The sequence below is a fragment of the Pandoraea sp. LA3 genome (genome assembly GCF_022696215.1).
Taxonomy (GTDB): Bacteria; Pseudomonadota; Gammaproteobacteria; order Burkholderiales; family Burkholderiaceae; genus Pandoraea; species Pandoraea capi.
The window spans coordinates 62419-86479 of the sequence record NZ_PTPY01000041.1 but is presented as its reverse complement, the minus strand read 5'-3'; the positions used below and the strand labels follow the sequence as shown (position 1 = coordinate 86479).

The 24061-nt window shown below is 65.1% G+C and carries 19 protein-coding genes; 3 read left to right on the top strand and 16 right to left on the bottom strand.

Annotated features, from left to right (window positions below; all coding sequences use genetic code 11):
* Positions 1–125: 125 nt before the first annotated feature.
* Positions 126–758, top strand: coding sequence for a trimeric intracellular cation channel family protein (locus C5N93_RS26890; RefSeq protein WP_240493557.1), 633 nt, complete (start codon positions 126–128; stop codon positions 756–758).
* Between the two features lie 175 nt (positions 759–933).
* Here the strand turns inward: C5N93_RS26890 and C5N93_RS26885 are convergent, their stop codons facing one another.
* The 9 genes from C5N93_RS26885 to C5N93_RS26845 all read right to left on the bottom strand — a co-directional run bounded on the left by C5N93_RS26885 (position 934) and on the right by C5N93_RS26845 (position 12675).
* Entirely contained in the window at positions 934–1272 is a 339-nt protein-coding gene (locus C5N93_RS26885; protein ID WP_010805431.1) for a P-II family nitrogen regulator, read from the bottom strand.
* A gap of 106 nt (positions 1273–1378) precedes the next feature.
* Positions 1379–3478 carry an NAD(+) synthase gene (locus C5N93_RS26880; protein WP_242561667.1) on the bottom strand — a complete coding sequence of 700 codons (2100 nt, stop codon included), beginning with the start codon at positions 3476–3478 and terminating at the stop codon, positions 1379–1381.
* Positions 3479–3705: 227 nt separating this feature from the next.
* Complete coding sequence (locus tag C5N93_RS26875; RefSeq protein ID WP_242561666.1) at positions 3706–5196, bottom strand: hypothetical protein; 1491 nt, start codon at positions 5194–5196, stop codon at positions 3706–3708.
* An 83-nt stretch (positions 5197–5279) separates the two neighbouring features.
* The gene (locus C5N93_RS26870) at positions 5280–7007 is read right to left on the bottom strand and encodes a VWA domain-containing protein (protein WP_242561665.1); all 1728 of its coding nucleotides are present in this window, start codon (positions 7005–7007) and stop codon (positions 5280–5282) included.
* Complete coding sequence (locus C5N93_RS26865) at positions 7004–8068, bottom strand: VWA domain-containing protein (protein WP_242561664.1); 1065 nt, start codon at positions 8066–8068, stop codon at positions 7004–7006. The genes C5N93_RS26870 and C5N93_RS26865 overlap by 4 nt, the downstream gene beginning before the upstream one ends.
* Positions 8055–8720, bottom strand: coding sequence for a DUF4381 domain-containing protein (locus tag C5N93_RS26860; RefSeq protein WP_242561663.1), 666 nt, complete (start codon positions 8718–8720; stop codon positions 8055–8057). Before C5N93_RS26860 ends, C5N93_RS26865 begins: the two co-directional genes overlap by 14 nt.
* Positions 8717–9790, bottom strand: coding sequence for a DUF58 domain-containing protein (locus tag C5N93_RS26855; protein WP_242561662.1), 1074 nt, complete (start codon positions 9788–9790; stop codon positions 8717–8719). The genes C5N93_RS26860 and C5N93_RS26855 overlap by 4 nt, the downstream gene beginning before the upstream one ends.
* A 14-nt stretch (positions 9791–9804) precedes the next feature.
* On the bottom strand, positions 9805–10773 hold the full coding sequence (locus C5N93_RS26850; RefSeq protein ID WP_242561661.1) for a MoxR family ATPase: 969 nt from the start codon (positions 10771–10773) through the stop codon (positions 9805–9807).
* Positions 10774–10860: 87 nt separating this feature from the next.
* Positions 10861–12675, bottom strand: coding sequence for an arylsulfatase (locus C5N93_RS26845; RefSeq protein ID WP_242561660.1), 1815 nt, complete (start codon positions 12673–12675; stop codon positions 10861–10863).
* 266 nt (positions 12676–12941) lie between these two features.
* On the opposite strand from C5N93_RS26845, the gene C5N93_RS26840 reads away from it, so the two are divergent.
* Entirely contained in the window at positions 12942–14075 is a 1134-nt protein-coding gene (locus C5N93_RS26840) for a GNAT family N-acetyltransferase (protein WP_242561659.1), read from the top strand.
* Positions 14076–14214: 139 nt separating this feature from the next.
* On the opposite strand, the gene ppa is transcribed toward C5N93_RS26840, so the two are convergent.
* Complete coding sequence (gene ppa, locus C5N93_RS26835; RefSeq protein ID WP_242561658.1) at positions 14215–14742, bottom strand: inorganic diphosphatase; 528 nt, start codon at positions 14740–14742, stop codon at positions 14215–14217.
* A gap of 166 nt (positions 14743–14908) precedes the next feature.
* Positions 14909–16069 (bottom strand): alpha-hydroxy acid oxidase, encoded by a 1161-nt coding sequence (locus C5N93_RS26830; protein ID WP_242561657.1) that lies wholly within the window; start codon positions 16067–16069, stop codon positions 14909–14911.
* Between the two features lie 140 nt (positions 16070–16209).
* Here C5N93_RS26830 and C5N93_RS26825 point away from each other — a divergent pair, with 140 nt between their 5' ends.
* A complete protein-coding gene (locus C5N93_RS26825; RefSeq protein ID WP_069342626.1) occupies positions 16210–17085 on the top strand; it encodes an IclR family transcriptional regulator C-terminal domain-containing protein in 876 nt (291 codons plus the stop codon).
* A gap of 81 nt (positions 17086–17166) precedes the next feature.
* Here C5N93_RS26825 and dapA read toward each other — a convergent pair whose 3' ends face one another.
* The 5 genes from dapA to C5N93_RS26800 form a co-directional block, all read right to left on the bottom strand.
* Complete coding sequence (gene dapA / locus C5N93_RS26820) at positions 17167–18078, bottom strand: 4-hydroxy-tetrahydrodipicolinate synthase (protein WP_069342598.1); 912 nt, start codon at positions 18076–18078, stop codon at positions 17167–17169.
* Positions 18079–18130: 52 nt separating this feature from the next.
* On the bottom strand, positions 18131–19837 hold the full coding sequence (locus C5N93_RS26815) for an ABC transporter permease subunit (RefSeq protein WP_242561881.1): 1707 nt from the start codon (positions 19835–19837) through the stop codon (positions 18131–18133).
* A gap of 108 nt (positions 19838–19945) precedes the next feature.
* A complete protein-coding gene (locus tag C5N93_RS26810) occupies positions 19946–21058 on the bottom strand; it encodes an ABC transporter ATP-binding protein (protein WP_242561656.1) in 1113 nt (370 codons plus the stop codon).
* A 45-nt stretch (positions 21059–21103) separates the two neighbouring features.
* Entirely contained in the window at positions 21104–22147 is a 1044-nt protein-coding gene (locus C5N93_RS26805) for an ABC transporter substrate-binding protein (RefSeq protein ID WP_242561880.1), read from the bottom strand.
* A 217-nt stretch (positions 22148–22364) separates the two neighbouring features.
* Positions 22365–23801 carry an FAD-binding oxidoreductase gene (locus tag C5N93_RS26800; protein WP_242561655.1) on the bottom strand — a complete coding sequence of 479 codons (1437 nt, stop codon included), beginning with the start codon at positions 23799–23801 and terminating at the stop codon, positions 22365–22367.
* Positions 23802–24061 lie beyond the last annotated feature (260 nt).

The following is a 24061-nucleotide window of genomic DNA, read 5'->3' as shown; positions in this document are numbered from 1 at the left end:
GCCGGCGTCACCTGCTTCATCTGCTTCATCTGCTTCACACGTGGATTCCACGTCACCCGTTTGTCGCCGTTTGTCGCCGTTTGTCACCCGTTTATCACCCTGATCGCCGCTGACAGGATTTGCCGATGATTAACGAGATGAGCGCCCAACTGCATACGATCCTGGCCATCATGGAGGCCATCGCCGTATTGTCGTGCGCCATCTCCGGTTTCGCGGAAGCCCGCAAGCAGCACCTCGACCCCGTCGGCGCCTTCGTGCTGGCCTTTGCAACGGCCTTCGGCGGCGGCACGCTGCGCGACATCCTGCTCGACCATCGCCCCTTCTACTGGGTCCAGCATCAGTGGTACTCGGTCATCATCCTCGTACTCTCGCTGTCCACGTCCATGGTGCTCAAGCTGGTGTCGCGCGTGGCAACCGAGCGGGTGTTGCTCATTACGGATGCCATCGGGCTGGGGTTCTTCAGCGCTTCGGGCACGTCGCTGGCGTTACAGACGGACATGTCGGCGTTCATGTCCGTGATGATGGGCGTGATCACTGGCGTGGGGGGCGGCGTGATTCGCGACATTCTCTGCAACGAGGTGCCGCTGGTGTTGCGCGACACGCGCCCTTACGCGGTGTGTGCCTTTATCGGGGGATGGATCTACATCGCGCTCACTTACGCGGATCTGGACCCTGTCTACACCCTGTCGATCAGCGCGTTTTCCGTGATTTTCGTGCGCCTGCTCACCGTCGCGTTCGATGTCCGGCTCAAGTCCTGATGCCGGTCGGCGTCACACTCTCATGACCTTCCCAGCGGTCAGCACCGTCAGCCGAAACACGCCCTGAAATGCCGAAGGGCGACGCCGCTCACGCAGCCGTCGCCCTTCGTTGTCGTACCTTGTCCTGCTCCGCCCACAGCGCCCCGGCACATCCCCGGCGCGTCGCGTGCCGCGATCAGACCGCCTGCTCGCCCTCTTCGCCCGTACGGATGCGGATCACGCGCTCGACGTCGGTGACGAAAATCTTGCCGTCGCCGATCTTGCCGGTGCGAGCTGCGCCCAAGACGGCGTCGATGACCTGTTCGGCCTGCGCTGCGCTCACCACGACTTCGATCTTGATCTTCGGCAGGAAGTCGACGACGTATTCCGCGCCACGATACAGCTCGGTGTGCCCCTTCTGACGGCCGAAACCCTTCACTTCCGTGACCGTAAGGCCCGTGACGCCGACTTCGGCCAGCGCTTCACGGACTTCGTCGAGCTTGAAGGGTTTGATGATGGCAGTTACGCGTTTCATTGTCGCCTCGATATCTTGGTTGGATTGTTCTGAGAATTCGCCGGGCTATTGTACCGGTCCGGGGACGGCACGCCGATGACAGCGCGTGCGAGCGTCCCACAAGGGCTCACGCGTGTGGATCGTCCGGCACGGTGTCCAGATCCGCGAGCCACACCACCGACTCCGAATCGCTCGGCGCACGCCAGTCGCCGCGCGGCGAGAGCGAGCCGCCCGTGCCGACCTTCGGCGCGTTCGGAATGCACGAACGCTTGAACTGGCTGGTGCGGAAGAACCGATCCAGGAAGATGCGCAGATTGCGCTTGATCGCCACCAGATCGTAGGCGTTGTGCGCCTGATGCCCCTCGTCCGGCCAACGCCCTCGAGAGGCATCGTGCCACGCGCTCCACGACAGGAACGCCACCTTGCGCGGCGCGTAGCCGAAGCGCAGCGTGTAGTAGAGGTTGAAGTCCTGCAATTCGTACGGCCCGATGAAATGCTCGGTGCGCTGCTCAGGCGCGCCGTTGGCCTTGCCGGGTACGAGTTCGGGGCTGATTTCCGTCTCGAGAATATCGATGAGGACGTTGCGACGCGCAGCGCTATCCTTGCCTGCCTTGGCGGCCTTCGCCGACGCCCCACCGCCCAGTTGCCCCGTCTCGGCCACCCAGCGCACGAGGTGCATGATGAGCGTCTTGGGCACGCTGGCGTTCACGTTGTAGTGCGACATGTGATCGCCCACGCCGTACGTGCACCAGCCCAGCGCCAGTTCGCTCAGATCGCCGGTGCCGATCACGATGGCCCCGAGATGATTCGCCAGTCGGAACAGGTGATTGGTCCGCTCGCCCGCCTGCACGTTCTCGAACGTGACGTCGTAGACTTCCTCGCCCTTCGCGAACGGATGATCGAGGTCCTTCAGCATCTGCATGCAGCTCGGACGAATATCGATCTCGCGCGCCGTGCAGCCCACGACCTCCATCAGCTCACGCGCCTGACGCAGCGTGCGCTCACTGGTGGCGAATCCCGGCATCGTGTACGCCAGAATATTCGTGCGTGGCAATCCGAGCCGATCCATGACCTTCGCGCAGACGAGCAGCGCGTGCGTCGAGTCCAGCCCGCCGGACACGCCGATCACGACCTTCTGAATCTTCGACGACGCCAGACGCTGCATCAGCGCCTGCACCTGGATGTTGTAGACCTCGTGGCAACGCTCGTCACGGCGCTGCGCGTCGGACGGCACATACGGGAATCGGCCGATGGCGCGCGCGAGCGGCAGTTCCGTGTCGCGCGGCAGCGTGACATCCACCTTGATCGTGCGAAAGCGGGCCACCTCGTCGGCATGACGGCGCACCGACACGCCGAACGTCGTCTGGTGCATGCGCTCGCGGGCGAGCCGTTCCAGATCGACGTCCGCGAAAATCAGATGCGACTCGCTGGCGAAACGCTCGGACTCGGCGAGCATGTCGCCGTTCTCATAGATGAGGGCCTGTCCGTCCCACGCGAGATCGGTGGTCGACTCGCCCTGCCCGGCGGACGTGTACAGATACGCCGCGAGGCAGCGCGCCGACTGCTGACCGACCAGTTGATGGCGATAGGCCGACTTGCCGACGACCACGTTCGAGGCCGAGAGATTGACGAGCACCGTCGCCCCGGCCAGCGCCGCGAAGGACGACGGCGGCACCGGCACCCACACGTCCTCGCAAATCTCGCAGTGAAAGCGCAGCAGCGGCTGATCGGCCGCTTCGAAGATCAGCGAACCGAACGGCACGTCTTCGCCCAGCAGCGACACGGTATCGACGCCCGCGTCGTCCGCCGCATTGAACTGACGCGCTTCGTAGAACTCGCTGTAGTTCGGCAGATAAGTCTTGGGCACGACGCCGTGAATACGGCCACGCGCCACAACGACCGCGCAATTGAACAATCGCTGCTGCACGCGCACCGGCATGCCGACGATCAGCGCCGCCCCGAGCTGGCGGCTCGCGGCCACGATCTCGGCCAGCGCGGCGTCGCAGGCATCTTGCAGCGCGCGTTGCTGGAACAGGTCTTCGCAGCTATAGGCGGGGATCCCCAATTCGGGGAAGGCAACGAGCACGGCGCCTTCGGCATCGGCCTGTCGGGCCAGTGCAATCGTCTGCGCAGCGTTGAAAGCGGGATCGGCGACGCGGCATTGCGGCACACCGACGGCCACACGCGCGAAATCGTGATTGTAGAGATTGAGGAATCGGTTGGTCATGTCGACGGCTACCAGGCATCGCCCGTGTGCCACGGCGTCGGCGTCCGGCGCGAGCGGCGGATCTGTACGACGTGCAGAACGTGAGGGACGAGAGAATCGCCAGTATATTACGCGAGCCCCCGGCGTGCCGGGGCGCGTCCGGTTCCGGACGGAAGGACACCGTCCCGCCCCAACGCATGGCTCGGACGCCGAACGGCCACCGTCATGCGCCGCTTGCGCCCGCCGGTTCAGAACGGATTCAACGGCGAGAGGGCCGAATCGGTGCCGCCCGGGCGTGTCGACAGGCGCTGCGCACCATGTCTCGCCCAAACGCCCTCCTCCGCCCGAGCGCACCGGGCGAACGCCTCCGCCAGGGGCTTGCCGTCCCATGTCCCTTCGGCAGACCCCGACGCCGGATCTCCGAACCGCCCGCTGAACAGCCGCCACTCCAGTGCGGTGACGCTGTCCGTCAGCGGGACGTCGCGCGTCGCGCGAGCCCACGCAGGCAGGCTCATCCCGACAACGTAGCGACTCCATCGGTCGGCGGCACAATACGCACGATACGCACAATACGCACGATAGCCACGATGGGCGGCCTCCGGGTCCGATGCCCGACAGGCACGCATGACCTCTGCGCGCAGCGCCCGGGCCTGCTGCGCAGGACGCGTCCGCCACGCAGCGTATCGTTGACGCAGCGCCCGCCAGGGTCCGCGAGCACGCCAGACGGTGTACGCCACGACGCTCAGCAGCGCGAGAATCGCAACACCTTCCAGCACAACGCCGACGCGCCCGTCGGCGCCATGCGCCAGCCATCCGCCCCCGGCAGGGGCCATGCCGCTCGCCGGCGCAGCGGCCGCGACGACCACACGGACCGCCGGGGCTTCCGAGTGCATACGTTGTCCGGACACCGGATCGATCCAGTCGAGCGTGATGGCCGCAAGTGTGTAGGTGCCACGGCGCTCGAAGACGTACGAGAACGTGTCGACACGCTGTCCACCCGGCACGGGGTCGCCGACGTTGGGTGATACCCCGTCGGTGAGCTTAGGATCTGCGGCGAATATCCGGACGCCGCGCAGCGCCTCAGCCTTCGGCGGCTGAATTCGCATGGCCTGTGTCGCCGGCGCGAACGTGGTGACCGTGCGGACCAGCGTGTCGCCGGCACGCAGCGCCACGCTGCCCTGCGCCGCCGCCGGTGTGAGCGACTGTGCGACAGTCAGCCTGGCAACCGGCAGCAGTCCCTGTGCACCGGCATGCGTCCCCGACGACGCAAGCATCGGGGTACCACCGGCCCCGACCCGAATGCGCGTCGCGGGCAGCGGCACTTTTGCATGTTGCGGCGTACCGTCGTCTGCGGCGTACGTCACCTCGATAGCGACCGTCGGCAACACAAAATCGCCATCCTCGCTGGCGACGAACGCATACGTCCTGCCGATGGCGGCATACGTGGTGCCATCGATGGTCTCCGTCGCATTGAGTGCGCGTGCGTCCGGCATCGTCACGACCGCACCCGGGACCTGAAACAGCGGGAAGTCAGGCGCTGCCATGAAGAAATTCGGTACGAGCACCGTGACGGTCACGGTGACCTGCTGCCCGGGGCGAATCGGTGGCGGCGTGCTCAACTCGACGCGCGCCAGCGGCTCGGCCGCCGTCGCCGCGCCTGTCAGGACGGCGAGCAGCACGACAATGCCGGCCAGCCAACGCCACCCACCAGTGCCTGCCGCGCACGCGGCCCGCCGCATGACGCGGCTCCCCCCGCTGCCCTCATAACGGTCATCGGCCAGCAAGACGCCTGACCAGCGCGATGCCACCCTCACTCGGCATGTCATGGCGCTGGCCCTCCCCGGCGCCCTTGCTCAAGCGCAAACTCGCGCTGTAACAGCGCCGTCGGGGTCGTCTGAAGGGTACGCATCCACATCTGCGTATCCTGCGATGGCCCCGGTTTCATGGCGCGCTCCTTCTCGCCTTGCGGCGCTTGCGGCTTCCGGGCGTCGTAGCGAATCTCGTCGGGGGCGACGTCAGGCGCCACCTCGTCGTCATCGGCCGACGGCTTGTCGTGCTTCGGCAATGCCGCGATCAATCGCCCCATCAGCGTGAGATTCGCCTGTGCGGCGGGCCAGTCCGGCTTGCGCCTGAGCGCCGCCCGATACCGAGCCTGCGCCCCCTTGTAGTCGCCCTGACGCGCCAAGGCATTGCCCTGATCGAAATCGCTCTGCGGCGAGTCGACGAGCGCGAAACTCTGCGCCGCCTGGGCGTATTGCCCGGCGCGATATTGCGCCACGCCGCGCCACATCGGATCGTCGAACCGCTCGGCCGCTTCGGCAAAATCCCCGCGCTCGAACGCAAGCCGCCCCTGCTGATCGCGCGTGAGCCACAGGTCGACGAATCGCCAGCGGCGAGGGGCTTGCGTCGCGTCACCTTCCGCTGACGATGCAGATGACGATGCGGATGACGCGGCGGACACCGCACGCACGAGCGTCTGTGCGGTGACCGGCGGCGCGGGCGTCGGTAACGACAGCGCCAGCAACAGGCCGATGATCCAGCGCACCGACCAGCCTTTGCGAAACCAGAGCGCCGCGAGCGCGACCAGCGGTATCGTCAGCCACCAGCCTTCGTCGCGCCAACGCGCGGCCGCCCCCGTCTGCATCTGCTCCAGATGGGACTGCACGTGACGCAGCACCCAGTCGATGTCGTCGTCGCCATCGGCCGTAAACGTCGCCACGGGTACGCCACTGTCGTCGGCAAAGCGTTTGAGCGCACGTTCGTCCAGACGCGCGAAGACACGTGCGCCATCACGCTCCACATAGCTGCCGTCCGGCATGCCGGGCGGGTGCAGCGGCCCGCCCTGTGGCGTGCCGATGGCCAGTACAACAGATTGACTGCCCGCGCCTGTGCCCACATGGGTGCCTCTGGACGCACGAAACGCCTGCGCAGCGACCTCATCGACGCCATCCGTCATGAAGAGGATCGTGCCCGGCACCGGCTCACGCCGCAGATCGTTCTCAACCACCCGCAGGACTTGCTGCATGTCGCGCCCCGGCACCGGCATGATGGTTGTCTGTAACGCGTCGACATAGGTACCCAGCAAGGCGCTGTCGTCGGTCAGCGGTAGCACCCGATGCGCAGAGCCGGAGTAGGCGTAGAGCGCCGTGCGTGCGCCTTCGCGACGGGCAAGCAGCGCCTTGACCTTGAGCTTGGCGCGCTCCAGCCGGGTCGGCGTCACGTCGACCGCATCCATCGTCGGGGACAGGTCGATGGCGATTGCCAGCGGTGCCTTGTCGTCCAGAAATGGCGGCAACTCCCGCTTCCATGACGGCCCCGCCATGCCGATTCCCCCAAGCACGAACACGAGCGCGATCAGATGCACCGGCCGCAGCCGCCCCTGTCGCTGCGACTCAATGACCAGCGCATCGAGCAGATGCGGTGCGATCGCGTTGCGCCAGCGCCGACGCACATCCGTCTGACGCTGCACGGCCCACACGATGGCGAAAGCGGCCGGCAACAGACACAACCAGAGCGGACGCAGGAAATGAAAGTGCGCGAGGCCGGTCATCGCACGCCCCCCGCCTCACGAACGGCTGCCGCTGCCGACTCGCGCGCGCCGGACGGTTCGTCCAACCCGGGCACGACGGTTTTGCGATTGACATAGGTCGCGTAACCCGCCAGCACAATCTCGTAGAGCAGCACGATCAGCAACGCCGCCCCGAGCGGCCACACGAACAGCTCGCGGCGCGGACGCCACGACAGCGTCTTGTGATCATGCGGCGTGATCCGGTCGAGTGTGTCGTAAATCGACTTGAGCGCCGTTTGATCCTCACCGAAGAAGTAGCGCCCGCCCGTGCGCGTCGCGATGCGCTGCAAGGCATCGAGATCCACGCGCACCTCGCCCTGCGCCGCCGGATCGCCGATACCGACGGTGTGGACGATCACCCCGCTGTCGTGCGCCACGCCAGCCGCCAACGCCGGTGGCAGGCGACTGGCGGTGTCGTTACCGTCGGTCAGCACGATCATCACCTTCTGCGGCGCCTCACTGCGCTCGAACATCTTCGCGCCCAGACCGATCGCGTCGCCCAGCGCGGTACTGTTGCCGGCCATGCCGGGCAGCATGTCGTCAAGCAACGTGTGAATCAGCACGTGATCGAGTGTGAATGGCGCAAGCGGATAGGCGGCGTCGCCGAAAATCACGAGGCCGATGCGATCGTCTGGTCGCTGCGTTACGAAATCGCCGACGACGGCTCTCACCGCCTGAACACGCGGGATACGCGTGCCGGTGTGATCCGGGAAATCGGGCGTATCCATCGATTGCGACAGATCCAGCGCGAGCAGGATGTCGCGCGTCGGCTGCACTTTCTCGATGGGTGCTTCGAGCATCTGCGGACGCGCCAGTGCTGCAATCAGCAGCGTCCACGCGATGGGAGCGAGCACATGCTGCACCCAGTTGCGTCTCGGCACGACAGCCCCCGCCGCCGGCTGCAATCCAGCCGCGCTCGCCACGTCCCCGAAAAACGGCAAACGCACCGACGGACTCTCCTCCCGGTACGGCGGCAATAGCCACCATAGCAAGAGGGGGAGCGGCAGCAGCGCGAAACACCACGGATAGTCAAACTGGAACATGATGGCGCTCGATCCAGACACGGCAGGCCCCCAACAGCGCTTCGACACCGCTCGTGTCCTGCCTATCCTGCTCGCCCTGCTTACCCTGCGTGCCCTGCTCATCTCGCGTATCCCGCACCTCCCATCGGTGGCTTAACGATGCGTCCGACTGATACTCCGCGTGCGCGACCAGCGCAGACAGCGCATCGAGCGCCTCCGCCTGCGCGCCTGTGCCATCGAGACTTTCCCGCAGCAACACCGCCCAGTCGTCGCCACTCAGACTCGCCACACGATGACGTGGCCAGGCGCTCAGGGCAACGCGCTTGAGCAGTTCCGCGATCTGACGTAATGCGTGTGCGCGATCGGTGTCGCGCGCGCCGGGGACACGGAGCACCGCCGCCCACTCACGCAACTGCGCCAGGGCTTCGCGTCGATACCGATTGGCCCGGTACCGGCGCCACGCCCGCCAACCGAATCCGATCAGCCCTATCGCGATCAGAGCCGCCAGAATGGGCCAACCAATGGTTTGCGGTGTCCACGACGGCGGTGTCGGCACAGCGATATCCGCCAGCGAGCGCAACGTCGGCATATCGGCCACGGGTTTCGATGCGCCGGTAGTCATCGATGACGCAGCCGATGCGGGAACCGACGACGCCACAGTCGAAAGCGTCATCGCCCCACCCCGCCTCTCGCACGGCGGTGCGCGCGCCCATCGGTCTGTGCACCGCCGAGGAATCGCCGGATCTGCCCCGCCGTCTCTTCGGCCGCGGAGAGCGGAAACATGGGGACACCAATGGCCTGATGCCAGTCGACGAGATGCTTGCCGTGCCCGGTGAAAAACTCGGCAATGCTACGGCGCATCGACATGTCGCCGAAGCTGAGTTCGACCTGCAATTCGCCATCGCTCACGACGAGACTGCCCGATTGCGGAAGGGCACTGAGGAACGGATCGTGCACCAGTACCGTGAGTACGTCGTTACGCGACGCGATGCCCAGCAACCATTGCCGCGTGGTCTTGTCATGGCCGTCGAAGTCGCTGATGACGACGACCAGACAGTCGTGCGTCGCCATGCGGGCACATCGCTCCAGCGCCAGATTCAGTTGCGCTGGCACGCGCCCGGCGCTCACGTCGGCCGGCAACTGTGCGTTGCGCCGGACCACGCCGCCCAGGAACTGTTCGACGGCCGCCCGACTGCGCTTCGGCGCAAAGGTATCCATCGCGGTGTCGTTGAAAACAATGCCGCCGACGCGGTCCCCGTCGGCCAGCACTCGCCATGCCGCGAGCGCCGCCGCTTCGGCGGCCGTCACCGACTTCATCGCGCGACGGCTGCCGAAGAACATGTTGATGCGCTGATCGACGACCAGCAGTACCGGCCGGTCCTTCTCCTCGGTATAGACCCGCACGTAGGGTTTGCCGGTGCGCGCCGTCACGCGCCAGTCCATGCTGCGGATATCGTCGCCCGCCACGTACTGACGCAACTCCTCGAAGGCCAGCCCTCGCCCGCGCACGCGAGACCCGTGTCGCCCCGCGAGCACGCTATGGACCGGCTGCCCGGGATGAAAATGGAAGTCGCGCGCTGCGCCTTCCAACGCGTTCAGGTGCGCAATGTCGACGCTCACTCCCGGTACGGCGGATGGACCGGGCGCGAGGTTGTCGAAGGCAGGCGCGGGCGGCGATGCGGGTGCGCTTTCGCCGGGGCGTTGCCCCCACTGACGAAATCGTTGAGCCAGCGCGCGAAGCATATCGGCGAGGCGCGTCAGGCGAGCGCCACGCGCTCGACGAGACGATCGATGGCGGCATCCGCGCTGACGCCTGCGGCGTGCGCCTCGTACGAGAGGATCACCCGATGCCGGAAGACATCGTGCACCACGGCCTGCACATCATCGGGAGTGACGAAGTCACGCCCGCGAAGCCAGGCCTGCGCCCTCGCCACCTTGTCCAGCCCAATGGAACCGCGCGGACTCACACCGACCTGAATCCAGCGCCCGAGGTCGTCGTCCACCCTGGCCGGGGTGCGCGTGGCCTGCACGAGCGCTACGATGTATTGCTCGACCGGCTCGCTCACATGCACGGCATGCACTTCGGTGCGAGCGCCGAGGATCACGTCCTGCGATAACCGCAGGACAGTGCCTGACGCCGGGGTCTGCCCTTCTTCGGCGCGCGCGAGTCGCACGATCTCCCGCTCGGCGTCCGCTTGCGGATAGTCGACGCTCACGTGCATCAGGAAACGATCCATCTGCGCTTCGGGCAACGCATAGGTACCCTCTTGCTCGATGGGGTTCTGCGTGGCCATGACGAGAAAGAGCGGGTCGAGCTTGTGCGTTTCACCGCCCACGGTCACTTGCCGCTCCTCCATCGCTTCGAGCAGCGCGGCCTGCACCTTGGCGGGCGAACGGTTGACTTCGTCGGCGAGTACGAGATTGGCGAAGATGGGACCGGGCTGAAAGCGGAATTCGCCCTTGCCGCCTTCGGAGAAATAGACCTCGGAGCCGGTGATGTCCGACGGCAGCAGGTCCGGTGTGAACTGGATTCTCGATAGCCTGGCTTCGAGATGACGCGCCAGCACTTTGATCGCCCGCGTCTTGGCGAGTCCCGGCAGTCCCTCGACCAGCAAATGCCCATTGGCGAGCAAGCCGAGCAACAACCGTTCGATCATCGCCTCCTGTCCCACGATGGCCTCGCTCATCGCGCGACTGAGCGCCAGCATGTCGTCGTGACGGCTCATCTCTGCCCTCCCGGCCAGGCACAGGCGACCGGCGCTGCCGGTCACCTGTGCGCGACTACAAAGTGCGACTGGCGCAACACATGCCGCTTACTTCTGCGCCTTCTTGTTCATCGCCGCTTCGATCTGCTTGTCCACCTGCTCGCGCACCTGATCGATGCTGAAGCTTGCCGGACGCTGGCTCGGCGGATACTCGACGAACGTCTGAAGGAACGCGCTGGCCTTGGCGGTACCGAGGAACGCCATGTAATCGTTCTTCGTGAGCCAGTCGTTGTACTGGTTGGAGACGATGTCCGCGCGTTCGTAGGGGTCCATGCGCAGGTTGAATATCTTCGGCACACGCAGGCAGACGAACGGTTCGCGCCAGACAGCGAACCCGCCGGGCGCCTTCATCTCGCAGTAGACGATCTTCCAGTTGTCGAAGCGCGACGCCACCAGCACACCGTCGTCGTTGAAGTAGTAGAACTCGTTGCGCGCGCCCTTGTTGGTCTGGCCGGTCAGGTACGGCAGTTGGTTGTAACCGTCCAGATGCACCTTGAACGATTGGCTGCCCACCGATGCTCCCTTGAGCAACTTGTCCTTGATGCCCGTATCGCCCGCGGCCGCGACCAGCGTCGGGAACCAGTCCATCCCCGAGAACATTTCATTGCTGACCGTCCCCGGCTTGATCCTGCCAGGCCACCTCACGATGGCCGGCACCCGGAACGCGCCCTCCCAGTTCGAGTCCTTTTCGCTGCGGAACGGGGTCGTTGCCGCATCGGGCCAGGAGAACTGATTCGGGCCGTTGTCGGTCGTGTAGACGACGATGGTGTTATCGGCAATCTTCAGATCGTCGAGCGTCTTGAGCAACTTGCCGATGTCGCCGTCGTGCTCGACCATCCCGTCGGCATACTCGTTGCCCGGCATACCGCTTTGCCCTTTCATCGAATCGCGCACGTGCGTGTACATGTGCATGCGCGTGGTGTTCATCCAGACGAAGAACGGCTTGTTCGCCTGCACCTGCTTGGTGATGAAGTTCTGCGCAGCGGCCGTCGTCTCGTCGTCGATTGTCTCCATGCGCTTGGTCGTGAGCGGCCCGGTATCTTCGATCTTGCCGTCCGCAGTCGAGTGCAGCACGCCGCGCGGGGTCATCTGTTTGACGAGCGGGTCATTCTTGTCCTTCGGCCAGTACGGACGCTGCGGCTCCTCTTCGGCGTTCAGATGGTACAGGTTGCCGAAGAACTCGTCGAAGCCGTGTTTGGTCGGCAGGTATTCGTCGCGATCGCCAAGGTGGTTCTTGCCGAACTGGCCAGTCGAATATCCCATCGACTTGAGCACTTGGGCGAGGGTCACGTCGCGCGCCTGCAATCCGACCGCTGCGCCCGGGACACCGACTTTCGACAGCCCGGTACGCAGCGGCGATTGTCCGGTGATGAACGACGAGCGCCCCGCCGTGCAACTGTTCTCGGCGTAGTAGTCGGTGAACATCATCCCTTCACGCGCAATGCGGTCGATGTTCGGTGTGCGATAGCCGACCAGGCCCATGCTGTATGCGCTGATGTTCGTCTGGCCGATGTCGTCGCCGAAGATCACGAGAATGTTCGGCTTCGCCCCGTTGTTGCTCGCGGTCGTGGCCGGGGCGGCAGCAGCGCCGTCCGACGCCGTGCCGGCGGGCGCAGGCATGTACGACTGCACCGGCGGCTGCGCAGGTGCCGTGTTCGTGGTAGATGCGCCCGAGGTATCGGTGGCCGCCGACGGGGCCGGTGTCGTCGCAGGCGCGGTAGCCGACGGCGACGCTGCCGATGGCGACGGCTTGTCGTCCGCCTTGTCGCACCCGGCCAGCGCGGCGATCGCGACCATTGCCAGCGCCACGATCGCCAGCCTCCCCGGGAACCGTGCCTCCCCGCCTGTGTTTCGCGTTGACATCCGCAGTGAAATCATTACTGCCTCCAGAGGATTTTGGACGAACGATGTCGCCATATCGGCAGGTACATCATGTTTTCGTCGCGAACCGCAAACAATCCGTAAATGGGGCAACCGGATTGCCCCTTGGGGCAACAACGCTCCCGCCGAGGCCCTGCATGCACACCCGGCATGGCCCTGATGGCAGCATTCGGCCGGGATTTGTAGCAGAATGCTCGTTCGGGCCACCGTGCCTTGCCCCTGAAAACTTCACAAAGGTTCTCCGAAGCGTGACTTCGAGCGTCGAAATCCACGTAGTCGATTCCATCGCAGACGTACCGGCCGCAGACTGGAACGCCCTTGCCGGCAGCAATCCCTTCGTTCAGCACGCGTATTTCTCGGCATTGCATGCGTCGGAATGCGCGTGTGCCAGGACCGGATGGCAGCCCCGTTTCCTGCTGATGCACCGCGAGGGTGCGCTCGTCGGCGCGATGCCCCTCTATCTGAAAAGTCACTCACGGGGGGAATACGTCTTCGACCATGTCTGGGCAGACGCTTTCGAGCGTCACGGTCTGCGCTACTACCCGAAGCTTCTGGGCGCAGTGCCCTTCACGCCGGTCACGGGCCCCCGGCTGCTGGCCCGAACGCACGACGACCGTGTACTGCTCGCGCGCGGGGCTATCCAGTTCGCGCGTCAGGCCGACGTCTCTTCGCTGCACGTACTGTTCTCGGAGCCGGACGATCTGGCGGCCATGTCCGACGCGGGCTACATGCAGCGTGAAGGGGTGCAGTTCCACTGGAAGAACGACGGTTACGCCGATTTCGATAGCTTTCTGGCGTCGATGAACCAGCAAAAGCGCAAGAAGATCCGGCAGGACCGCCGTCACGTGAGCGATGCAGGCGTGACGTTCGCCTGGCTGCGTGGCGCCGAGATCGACGACGCAGCACTCGACTTCTTCTACGGCTGCTACGAGAACACGTACCGTGAACATTGGAATCCGCCGTACCTGACGCGCGACTTCTTCGCTCAGGTGCATCGCGACATGCCCGATGCGCTGCTGCTCGTCATCGCGCAGGCCGAAGGCGAGCGCCTGGCATGCGCGCTGAATGTCGTGAGCGACGGTGTCATGTACGGACGCTACTGGGGGACCCGAAAGTTCGTGTCCGGGCTGCATTTCGAGACGTGCTACATGCAAGGCATCGAATACTGCATCGCCCATGGGCTCGACGCGTTCGAGGGTGGCGCGCAGGGCATCCACAAGATGTCGCGCGGGCTGCTGCCGACGCCCACCTGGTCCGCGCACTGGATTGCCGACGACCGCTTTGCGCAGGCCATCGGCGATTTTCTCGATCGGGAAACGGCCGCCATGGACGAGCACATCGTGGAGCTGGAGGCGCACACGCCGTTCAAGCGCCGCTCCTGACGGCACCTGACGCGTGGGATTTCCCTCGGAGCGACGTCGGCCCCGATCACAAACCATAAAAAAACCCGGCGCAGCGGCCGGGTTCTTCTGACGCCGACGAGCGACGTCGGAGACAACGGAAAATCGAACGGTAAATCGCTTACTTATTGGCGTTAGCGACACCGTCGAGAATTTCCTTGTGGGCGGCTTCGATGCCTTTCCAGCCATCGATCTTCACCCACTTGCCCTTCTCGAGCGCCTTGTAGTTCTCGAAGAAGTGCTTGATCTGGTCCTTGAGGTACTCCGGCACGTCGTCGATCGACTTCATGTGTGCCGTCATCGGGCAGATCTTGTCGACCGGCACGACGACCAGCTTGGCGTCCACGCCCGACTCGTCGGTCATGTTGAGCAGGCCGAGGGCGCGGCAGCGCACGACAGCGCCGGCGAGCAGCGGGAACGGCGTGATGACCAGCGCGTCGACGGGGTCGCCGTCGCCCGACAGCGTTTGCGGGATGAAACCGTAGTTGGCCGGGTAGCGCATGCCCGTGCCGATGAAGCGGTCAACCACCAGCAGGCCGAGTTCCTTGTCAGCCTCGTACTTCACCGGATCGCTTTGCGCCGGGATCTCGATGATGACGTTGAAATCGTTGGGAAGGTCCTTACCGGCGGGCACGTTATTGAAGCTCATGATGGCATTCCTGTGTATGAAAGAGGGCGTGCCGTCGTGCAGCGCGAACCGTCATACGTCGGTATTAGTCAGAAATGAATCCGAAATGAACCCGCCGAAGACGCCGCCGCCCGACGGCAATCGGGCGCGGAACATTATAGCGGGTTTGACCGATTTGCCCGTCCCATCACAGCGACGGCAGCTTTGCCAGCCGCTGCGGCGTGAGGTCGTCCACGCTGGCGCACCCGAGCAGTTGCAGCGTGGTGCGCAACTCGCCCAGCAGTAATTCGAGCACGCCCGCGACACCCTGCCCGCCGCGTGCGGCCACGCCGTATAACGGCGCGCGCCCGAGCAGCACCCCCTTCGCGCCGAGCGCCACGGCCTTGGCGACGTCGCCACCGCGCCGCACGCCGCCGTCGAGGAAGACGGACAAGGTCCGTCCGCCCGCGTTCACGGCATCCACGATCATCGGCAACGCCTCGACCGGTGCGAGCGTGCTGCCCAACTGGCGTCCGCCATGATTGGAGACGACGATGCCGTCTGCGCCATGGACCTGCGCCTGACGCGCGTCGTCGACCGTCAGAATGCCTTTGACGAGCACTTCACCGGGCCAGTGACGCCGCACCCAGGCGAGGTCGTCCCAGCTGAGCGACAGGTCCATCTGCCGGCTGAGCATCGCCGCGTGACGCGCCAGATCGGCCCGCTCGCCCACGCTCTTCGCGATATTGCGCAGTTGCGGCGCACCGCCCACGAGCATCTGCCAGCTCCAGTGCGGATGCCGCATGCAATCGGCCACCAGTCGCGGCGTGAAGCGCAACGGCAGCCTGAAGCCGTTGCGCGTGTCGTGATCTCGTTTGCCGTGGACCGGCGTGTCGACGGTCAGCATCAAGGTGCGAAAGCCCGCCTCGCGCGCCCGGCGCATCATGCTCTCGGCAATGCGCCGGTCCTGCTGCACATACAGTTGCAGCCACAACTCGCCGTCCGGCACGGCAGCGCGCACGTCTTCGAGCAAGGAGGTGGAGGCCGTCGAGAGCACGAACGGCAGACCGGCGTCGGCCGCCGCGCGTGCCAGCAACTCGTCGGCACGCGGCCAGAACAGGCCGTTAAGGCCCGTGGGGCCGACGACCATCGGGGCGGCGGCTTCACGCCCCCAGAAGGTCGTCTGACTCGTCGTTTGCGAGATGTCCTGCATCACGCGCGGCGCAAATCCCCATTGCCCGAACGCCTCGCGATTGCGGCGCAGGGCGTCGCCGTCCTCTGCCCCGCCTTCCAGATAATCGAACGCCAGCTTCGTCAGACGGCGGCGCGCCGCCAGACGGTAATCCTCCACGCAGGAAAACGCGTGCATTGCTCCCCCTGTCCTCATGTTCCCAATCGCGTCCATGGGCTTTCGCCGTCAGCCCTGCCGTCAGGGAAAGTTCGCTACTTGGGCACAAACAATTGCATTACAATCACAATCATTACAATCCGAACACACTCGCACACCCCATGCCGCGCTCACCCGCCGGGTCGTCGCGCTCGACGCACGACACTTCCGCCGACTCCGCCAGCCCTGCTTCCGCAGCGTCTGCGACGGCGCCGTCCCCCTCGCGTTCGTCGCTTTTCGTCGGCTCGACGGAAAAGACGTTTCAGGTGCTGCACGCCTTCGACGGCCCAGCGCGCTACATGACGCTCGGTGACATCGCGAAAGCGGCCGACCTCGACCGCAGTGCGACCCAACGGCTCGTGCATACGCTCGAAGCGCTCGGCTATCTCTTCCGGGTGCCGGAAACGCGCACCTACGGGCTGACGACAAAGGTGTTGCAGTTCTCGTACAACTACATCCGCGCGAACGAGCTGGTCGACAAAGCTTCGCCGTATCTGCTCGACATCAGCCGCCGTGTGGGCGAGACGACCAACCTCCAGGAACTCGACGGCCACGAGATCGTGTTCGTCGCGCGCTTTCCCGGTCAGCATCTCGTGAACATCGACATCGTGGTGGGCGCACGCCTGCCCGCCATGTTCACCGCCTCGGGCATTGCGATCCTGTCGCGCCTGCCGGATACGCGCGTGCGCGAAATCCTGTCGGGCACGGCACTCGAACCCATGACGCCGTACACGCTGATCGACGAAAAGAAGCTGCTCGAACGGATTCAGATGACCGCGCGTCGCGGCTACGCCATCGTCGAGAACGAGACCGTGATGGGCGACATTTCGGTTGCCGCGCCCATCACCGATCACGACGGTCATGCCGTGGCTGCCATCAACATCTCGGTGCCGACCTCACGCTGGACGCGTGAGCGCGCGGAAGCCGAACTCGCCCCGCACATTCAGGTGGCCGCCACCTCGATCTCGAAGTCGCGACTGTCGACGTTCCGACGCTAAACGTCGACACCGCCTTCGGGCGATGGCGCAACGCGCCGCCGCCCGAACAGCATCGACGTCACACCAACGTCACCAACCTGATCAACGTCCTTCGAAAATCGCCAACTGACGCTTCAGTTCCTCGCGCAACTCGGCCGACAGCGCCGGTGCCGGCGGCACCAGCGGGGCGAGCATCGCCGGGGCGTTCACGCCGATCAGATCCATCACCGACTTCATCGGGCCCGGGTTCGTCTCGGCGAACGCGAGATTCATCAGCGGAATCAGCGAGCGGTGCAGTTCCAGCGCGTCGGCCGTCTTGCCTTCCGACGCCAGCGTGAAGATGCGTTGCCATGCCGTGGGCAGCAACGACGCTGTCACCACGATCCCGCCACGTGCGCCGGCCGCGATATGCAACGGGAACAGCGTGTCTTCCCCGCTCAGCACCGCAAACGACTCGTCGACCCCCGCCACCGTGCGAAGGAAATGCCACATGTCGGTGTTGCACGCCTTCATGCCGATGATGTTCTCGTGGCGCGACAGCTCGTGCAGCACTTCCGGGGCGATCGCGATACGCGTGCGATACGGAATTTCGTAGATGAGGATCGGCAGCGGCGACTCGTCGGCGTAACGCAGGAAATAGTCGCGGATACCGGCTTGCGTCGGGTTCGTGTAGTACGGCGTGAGCACCAGCAGCCCGTCGGCACCGGCCGCGGCGAAGTCGCGACCGGCCTCGATGGCGTCGTGATACCCCGGGTCGAGCACGCCGGCGATGACCGGCACGTCGCGGCCGTGCGCCTTGACTTCCTGCGCCGTGAGTTCGGCCATGCGCACCCGCTCGGCACGCGAGAGCGCGCCGTACTCACCAGTGCCGCCCAGCGGCACCACGCCGTCGATGCCCTGCGCCAGCAAGTAGCGCATGAGCGCACGAGCGGCGTCGGTGTGAATCGTGTCGTCGGCGTTCACCGGCGTGGGGATCGCCGGGAAAATGCCCTTGAGTTGTTCTGAGCGAAGCATGAGTTAAACGTCCGTGAATCGTGAGTTCGTGGAAATCGGAGACCGCATTGGTTCAGGTAGCCAGGCTGCGACGGCGCAGACGCTCGGCCACCCAGATGAGTGCGGCGATGAAAAGGAACAGACACGTGGAGACCGCGGCGATCACCGGCGAGATCTGCATCGTGATTTCGTCCCAGAATTGCTTGGGCAACGTGGTCGACAAGCCGCCCGACGTGAACAGGGCAATCGTCAGTTCGTCGAACGACGTGGCGAACGCGAACAGGAACGACGAGAGCAGACCGGCGCCGAGAATCGGGAACGTCACACGACGCAGCGTCGCCCACGGACGCGCACCGAGGCTGTACGCCGCCAGATCGAGGCGCGTGTCGTAGTTGCGCAGCACCGCCATCATCGTGATGACGACATAGGGCACGGCCACGACGGTGTGTGCGAGCGTCAGTCCGACGCTGGAGCCGACCAGCCCGACCTTGGCGAAGAAATAGAACACGCCCACGGCCAGGATCATGCGCGGCACCACGATGGGGGCGAGCACGAAGGCGAGCATTGCCGACTTGCCGCGCATGCCGCCGCGCACCAGCAGGAACGCAGCCGGTGTGCCGATGAGCATCGACAGCAGCCCCGCGCCGATGCCCACAAGCATCGAACGCGTGACGGCCTGCATCCACAGCGGCGAATCCCAGATCTGCTGGTACCACTGGAGCGAGAAGCCCTTGGGCGGCCACGCCAGCCCCGACGCCGAATCGAACGACATCGGAATCATCAGCAACGCGGGCGCGGCGAGGAACACGACCAGCAGGAAGACGACCACGCGCAGCAACGGTCCGTCGCCCTGCTCACCCTTGTGACGCGGCAACACACGCAGCAGCAGATCAGTGGCGCTGCCGAGCGTGGCGAGCACCTTCTCGCCGAGCGAACGGCTCCAGCCGCCACGACGCTTGCCTGTCTTCGCGTCGCCCGCGCCGCCAGCCATCGTCGAGAGGCCGACCATGCGATCGTAGACGAAGAACACCACCAGCACCACGGCAAGCAGCAACACGGAAATCGCACCGGCAAAGCCCCAGTTCAGCGCCTGCATCACCTGATCGATGATGAGCTGCGTGATCATGGTTTCGTGACGTCCGCCGAGCAGCGTCGGCGTAATGAAGAAGCCGATCGCGGTGACGAACACCATCAGCGCACCGGCCGCCACGCCCGGCAGCGACAACGGGAAGTACACGCGCCAGAAGACCGTACCGGGACGCGCGCCGAGCGTCGAGGCTGCGCTCGGCAGACGACGGTCGATGTTCTCCATGACGGAGAGCATCGTGAGCACCGCCAGCGGCATGAGCGCATGCACCATCCCCAGCACGACGGCCGGGAAGCTGTAGAGCAGCGAGAGTGGCTGATCGATCAGACCGAGATCGAGCAGCGTGCGGTTGACGACCCCGTTACGGCCGAGCAGCACCACCCATGCGAACGTACGCACGAGGAAGCTCGTCCAGAACGAGAGCAGCAGCCAGAACAGCAGACGCTGCTTGCGCGCACCGGTGAGCGTGGAGAGCCGGTAGGCAATCGGATAACCCGTGAGCACCGCGAAGAAGGTCGTGTACAACGAGACCTTCAGGGTAATGAGCAGCACCTCGACATACACCGACGAGGCGAACAGCCGCTGGTACTCGGCGAAGGTGAAACCGCTCTCGCCGCGAATGCTCAGCAGCAGCAACTGGCCGACCGGGTAGATCAGCATCACCGCCAGGAGGATGACGATGGGCGCGGCCATGAACAGCGGGCGCAGGCGCGCACGCCACGGCGAGCGGCGCGGCGTCGGCGGCACCGGTTGCGAGGGTTGGGAGGACGAAGGGCGAACCACGGCGGAAGCACTCATGACTTACCCCGCGATCGCCACGGCGTCGTCGGCGTGCCAGGCGAGGCCCAGCGTCTGACCGATTTCGTAACGGCTACCCTGGCGATGCGTGGGGAAGGCCGCCACGAGCGACTTGCTCGCGTCGCCGCCCGTCACCGCCGATTGCAGATACAGCTTCGTCATACCGCCGGTGACCATGATGTCGGTGAGCTTCGCCGAAATCGTGGCCACGCCGTCGGCGCCCGAACGACCGTCGTGAATGTGCAGGTTCTGCGGACGCAGCATGAGCTTGACCGGACGGCCGCGCTCGATCTGCGCGTCGTAGACCATCGCGCCGGCACCACCGGCGGCGTCCACACCCGGCATCGCCACACGCACCTGATCGCCCGCCCGCTCGAGCACCGTGGCGTCGAGCAGGTTGGATTCACCGAGGAAGTCGGCAACGAACACGCTCTTCGGACGGAAATACAGATCGTCCGGCGTGCCCAGTTGCGCGATCTCGCCGGCGTTCATCAGGCAGATGCGATCGGACATCGTCATCGCTTCTTCCTGATCGTGCGTGACATACACGATGGTGGTGCCGAGCTCTCGGTGGATGCGCTTGATTTCGAGCTGCATGTGATCGCGCAGCTTCTTGTCGAGCGCGCCCAGCGGCTCGTCCATCAGAATGATCGACGGCCGGTAAACCATGCAGCGCGCCAGCGCAATACGTTGCTGCTGACCACCCGAGAGTTCGCGCGGATAGCGCTCTGCCACGTGCGGCAGATGCACCATTTCCAGCGCGTTCATGACCATCTTGCGAGCCTCGGCGGCATCAACGCGACGCATCTGCAACGGGAACGCGATGTTTTCCGCCACCGTCATGTGGGGGAACAGCGCGTAGTTCTGGAACACCATGCCGATGTCGCGCTCGTACGGCGCACCGTACGTGACATCGGCCCCATTGATGCGGATGGCGCCCGCATCGGGCTGCGACAGACCGGCGATGAGCGAGAGCAACGTGGTCTTGCCCGAGCCGCTAGGGCCGAGCAAGGTCAGGAATTCGCCCTGGGCGACATCGAGATCGGTCGGCGCCAGCGCTACGAAATCGCCGTAGCGTTTGGACAGGCCCGAGACTTGAAGATTGGCAACGGTCATGAGATCAGCACCCCAAAAAACATGAAACGGAACGGCAGGTGAGGATCAGGTCAGGATCCAGCGGTTGAAACGTTCGAGCGCAACGCTCTGGTTCTGCTGCCAGAACTGGGCGTTGATATGCACGCCGCTCTTCATGTTGTCCGGGAAGGTCGGGCAGTTCTTCGCGATCTCCGGCTTCACGAAGTTGAACGCTTCGGGCTGCGTCATGCCGGCGGGGAAGTACTTGACCAGTTCCGCCTGACGCTTCGGATCGCTCGCGAACTTGATGAACTCGCGGCAAGCGGCCACGTTCGGCGTGCCCTTGAGAATCGACCAGTTATCGACACCCCAGATGTTCTGGTTCCAGACGATCTCGACCGGCACGCCGTTGGCCTGTGCCGACTGCGCACGCGAGGCCCACGTGGCGACCATGTCCACTTCGCCCGAGCCGAGCATCTGCTCGACCTGTGCGCCAGTCGTCCACCACACGGCGACCTGCTTGGCGATCTTGTCCAGGCTCTTGAACGCGCGATCGAAGTCGCACGGATACACCGAGCCCGGCGCAACGCCGTCGGCGAGCAGCGCCTGCTCGATGGTGTCGAACGGATACTTGCGAATCGAGCGGCGGCCCGGGAAGTCCTTCACGTTCCACAGGTCGGCCCACGACGTCGGCGCCTTGCGGCCCTTGAACGCGTCGGTGCGATAGGCCAGTACCGTCGAGTAGACGTTGGTCCCCACGCCGAACGGCGACATGTACTGCTTCGGGATCTTGGCGATGGTCGGGTCCGACTCGAGACCGTGACGCTCCAGATACTCCTTGCCCCCGCTGGTCAGCAACAGGATCGCGGGCTGGCTGATCTTCGCCATGTCCCACGTGTAGCTGCCGGCTTCAACCATGCTCTTGATCTGCGCGGTCGGCTCGGCGTTCGCCTGCACACCGACAACTTCGATGCCCGTCGCCTTGGCGAACGGCTTGTAGTACACGGCGTCGTACGCCTTCGTGTAGATGCCGCCGTCGTCACGCACGACGATGCGCTTGGATGCCGCGCGCGAGGGCGTCCACACGAACGGGAAGGCAACGGCAGCCGCGCCGACGAGCGCCGTCTTCATGGCCGTGCGACGGCCCGGTTGTGCGAGCGACGCTGCGTTGTTGTCTACGGAATCGAGCGGGCTTGCGGAGGTCTTGCGTTTCATCATGGTCTCCGGTCTTGACTGGGAGGGTGGGCGCGGCGACGGACGCGATTTCGGCACAGCCGCCGCGCGCGCAGTTATGGCAAAACAAACAGCAAAACGTGAAAAACGAAAATGTCGTGGATGTGCCGGCCGCTCAGGGAACGAGGCGCCCCGGGTTGAGCAGCTGGTTCGGATCGAGCGCGGCCTTCACCGTGCGCATCAGGGCAAGCTCCGCCGGCGCCTTGTAGCGCTGCATCAGCGGCAGGCCCGTCTGGCCGACGCCGTGTTCCGCGCTGAACGTGCCCGACAGACGCGCCGCAACGTCGTTCACGCAGGCGCGCATCGTGTCGCCCATGGTCGCGCTGTCGGCGAGCGCCGCCCACGCGGCGAACGAGAACATCGGAATGAAGTGCACGTTGCCGTCGCCCATATGGCCGACGATGGCGATGTCCAACCCCGGCACGATGGCATGCACCGCACGCGTGGACGCTTCGATGAATTCGGGAACGCTCGACACCGGCACGGCGCAGTCGGTCGTGAGGCCGATGGCGGCCTTCTTGTTCGCCTCGCTCACGCTGTGACGCACTTCCCACAGGTCGGCGCGCTGCGTTTCGTTCGCGGCAATGACGGCGTCTTCCACCAGGCCCTTCTCGATGGCGTCGCCCAACGTTTCGGTCAGTACCGCTTCGAGCCCTTCAGCGTCGCGCGTGTCGCCCAGTTCGACAAGCACGTGCCAGGCATGCGCGCCGGTGAGCGGATTGCGGCGATTCGGCACGTTCGCCAGCACCAGATCCAGCTGGTGACGATTCATGATTTCGAACGCGGACAGACGCGAGCCGCAGGCGTTCTGGAACATGCCGAGAATCTGCTGCGCGGCAGCCGGATCGCGCGGGGCGAACCAGGCAAGCGCGTGATGCGTGGGCAGCGGGTGCAGCTTGAGCGCCGCCGCCGTGATGATGCCCAGCGTGCCCTCTGCGCCGATGAACAGATGCTTGAGATCGATGCCGGTGTTGTCCTTGCGCAGCGCGCGCAGACCGTCCCAAACCGTGCCGTCGGCCAGCACGACTTCGAGACCCAGCACGTTCTCGCGAGTGTTGCCATAGCGCAGCACGCTCGTGCCGCCCGCATTGGTCGAGAGCGTGCCGCCGATCTGGCACGACCCCTCGGCGCCGAGGCTGACCGGGTAGAGACGCCCGACGTCGGCCGCCGCATCCTGCACGGTTTTCAGAATGCACCCAGCTTCGACGACCATCGAACCGTTGGCCGCGTCGATCTGACGGATATGACGCATGCGCGCCAGATTCAGGATCACAGGGGCCGGGCCGCCGGTCGCCGGCACCGCGCCGCCGCACAGGCTCGTATTACCACCCTGTGGGAGGATCGGCACCCCGGCAGCCGCGCACAGCTTCACAATGTCGCTGACCTGCCCGGTCGACGACGGCAGCACCACGCACAGGGCTTCGCCCCGGTAGCGCCCGCGCCAGTCTTCCGTGTAACCGGCGGTGTCGGGCTCGCTCGTGAGCACGGCGTCCGCGCCCAGCGCGTCCTGCAACCGGTTCAACAGGGTCTCTTGCGTGACTGCGTCGTTCATTGCCTGCCTGCTCCTGAATGCATCGATTCGACTGCCCCGCTGCGTGCCTCGCCGTCTGCTATGACTGTACGCAACGAGCGGTGTTGCCATGCCAGACGCCCGTCTGGCGATTTGTTGTAATCAAGGATAGGCGAGAAAAAATTGCAATAAAATATCTTTAATTGCAATGCGCTCATTTTAGGTGTTTATGCGGATGTGACCCATACGGCGGTCAACGCTCTCGTGAGTTAAGTGATAATGGCTCCACCCTTCACACGAGG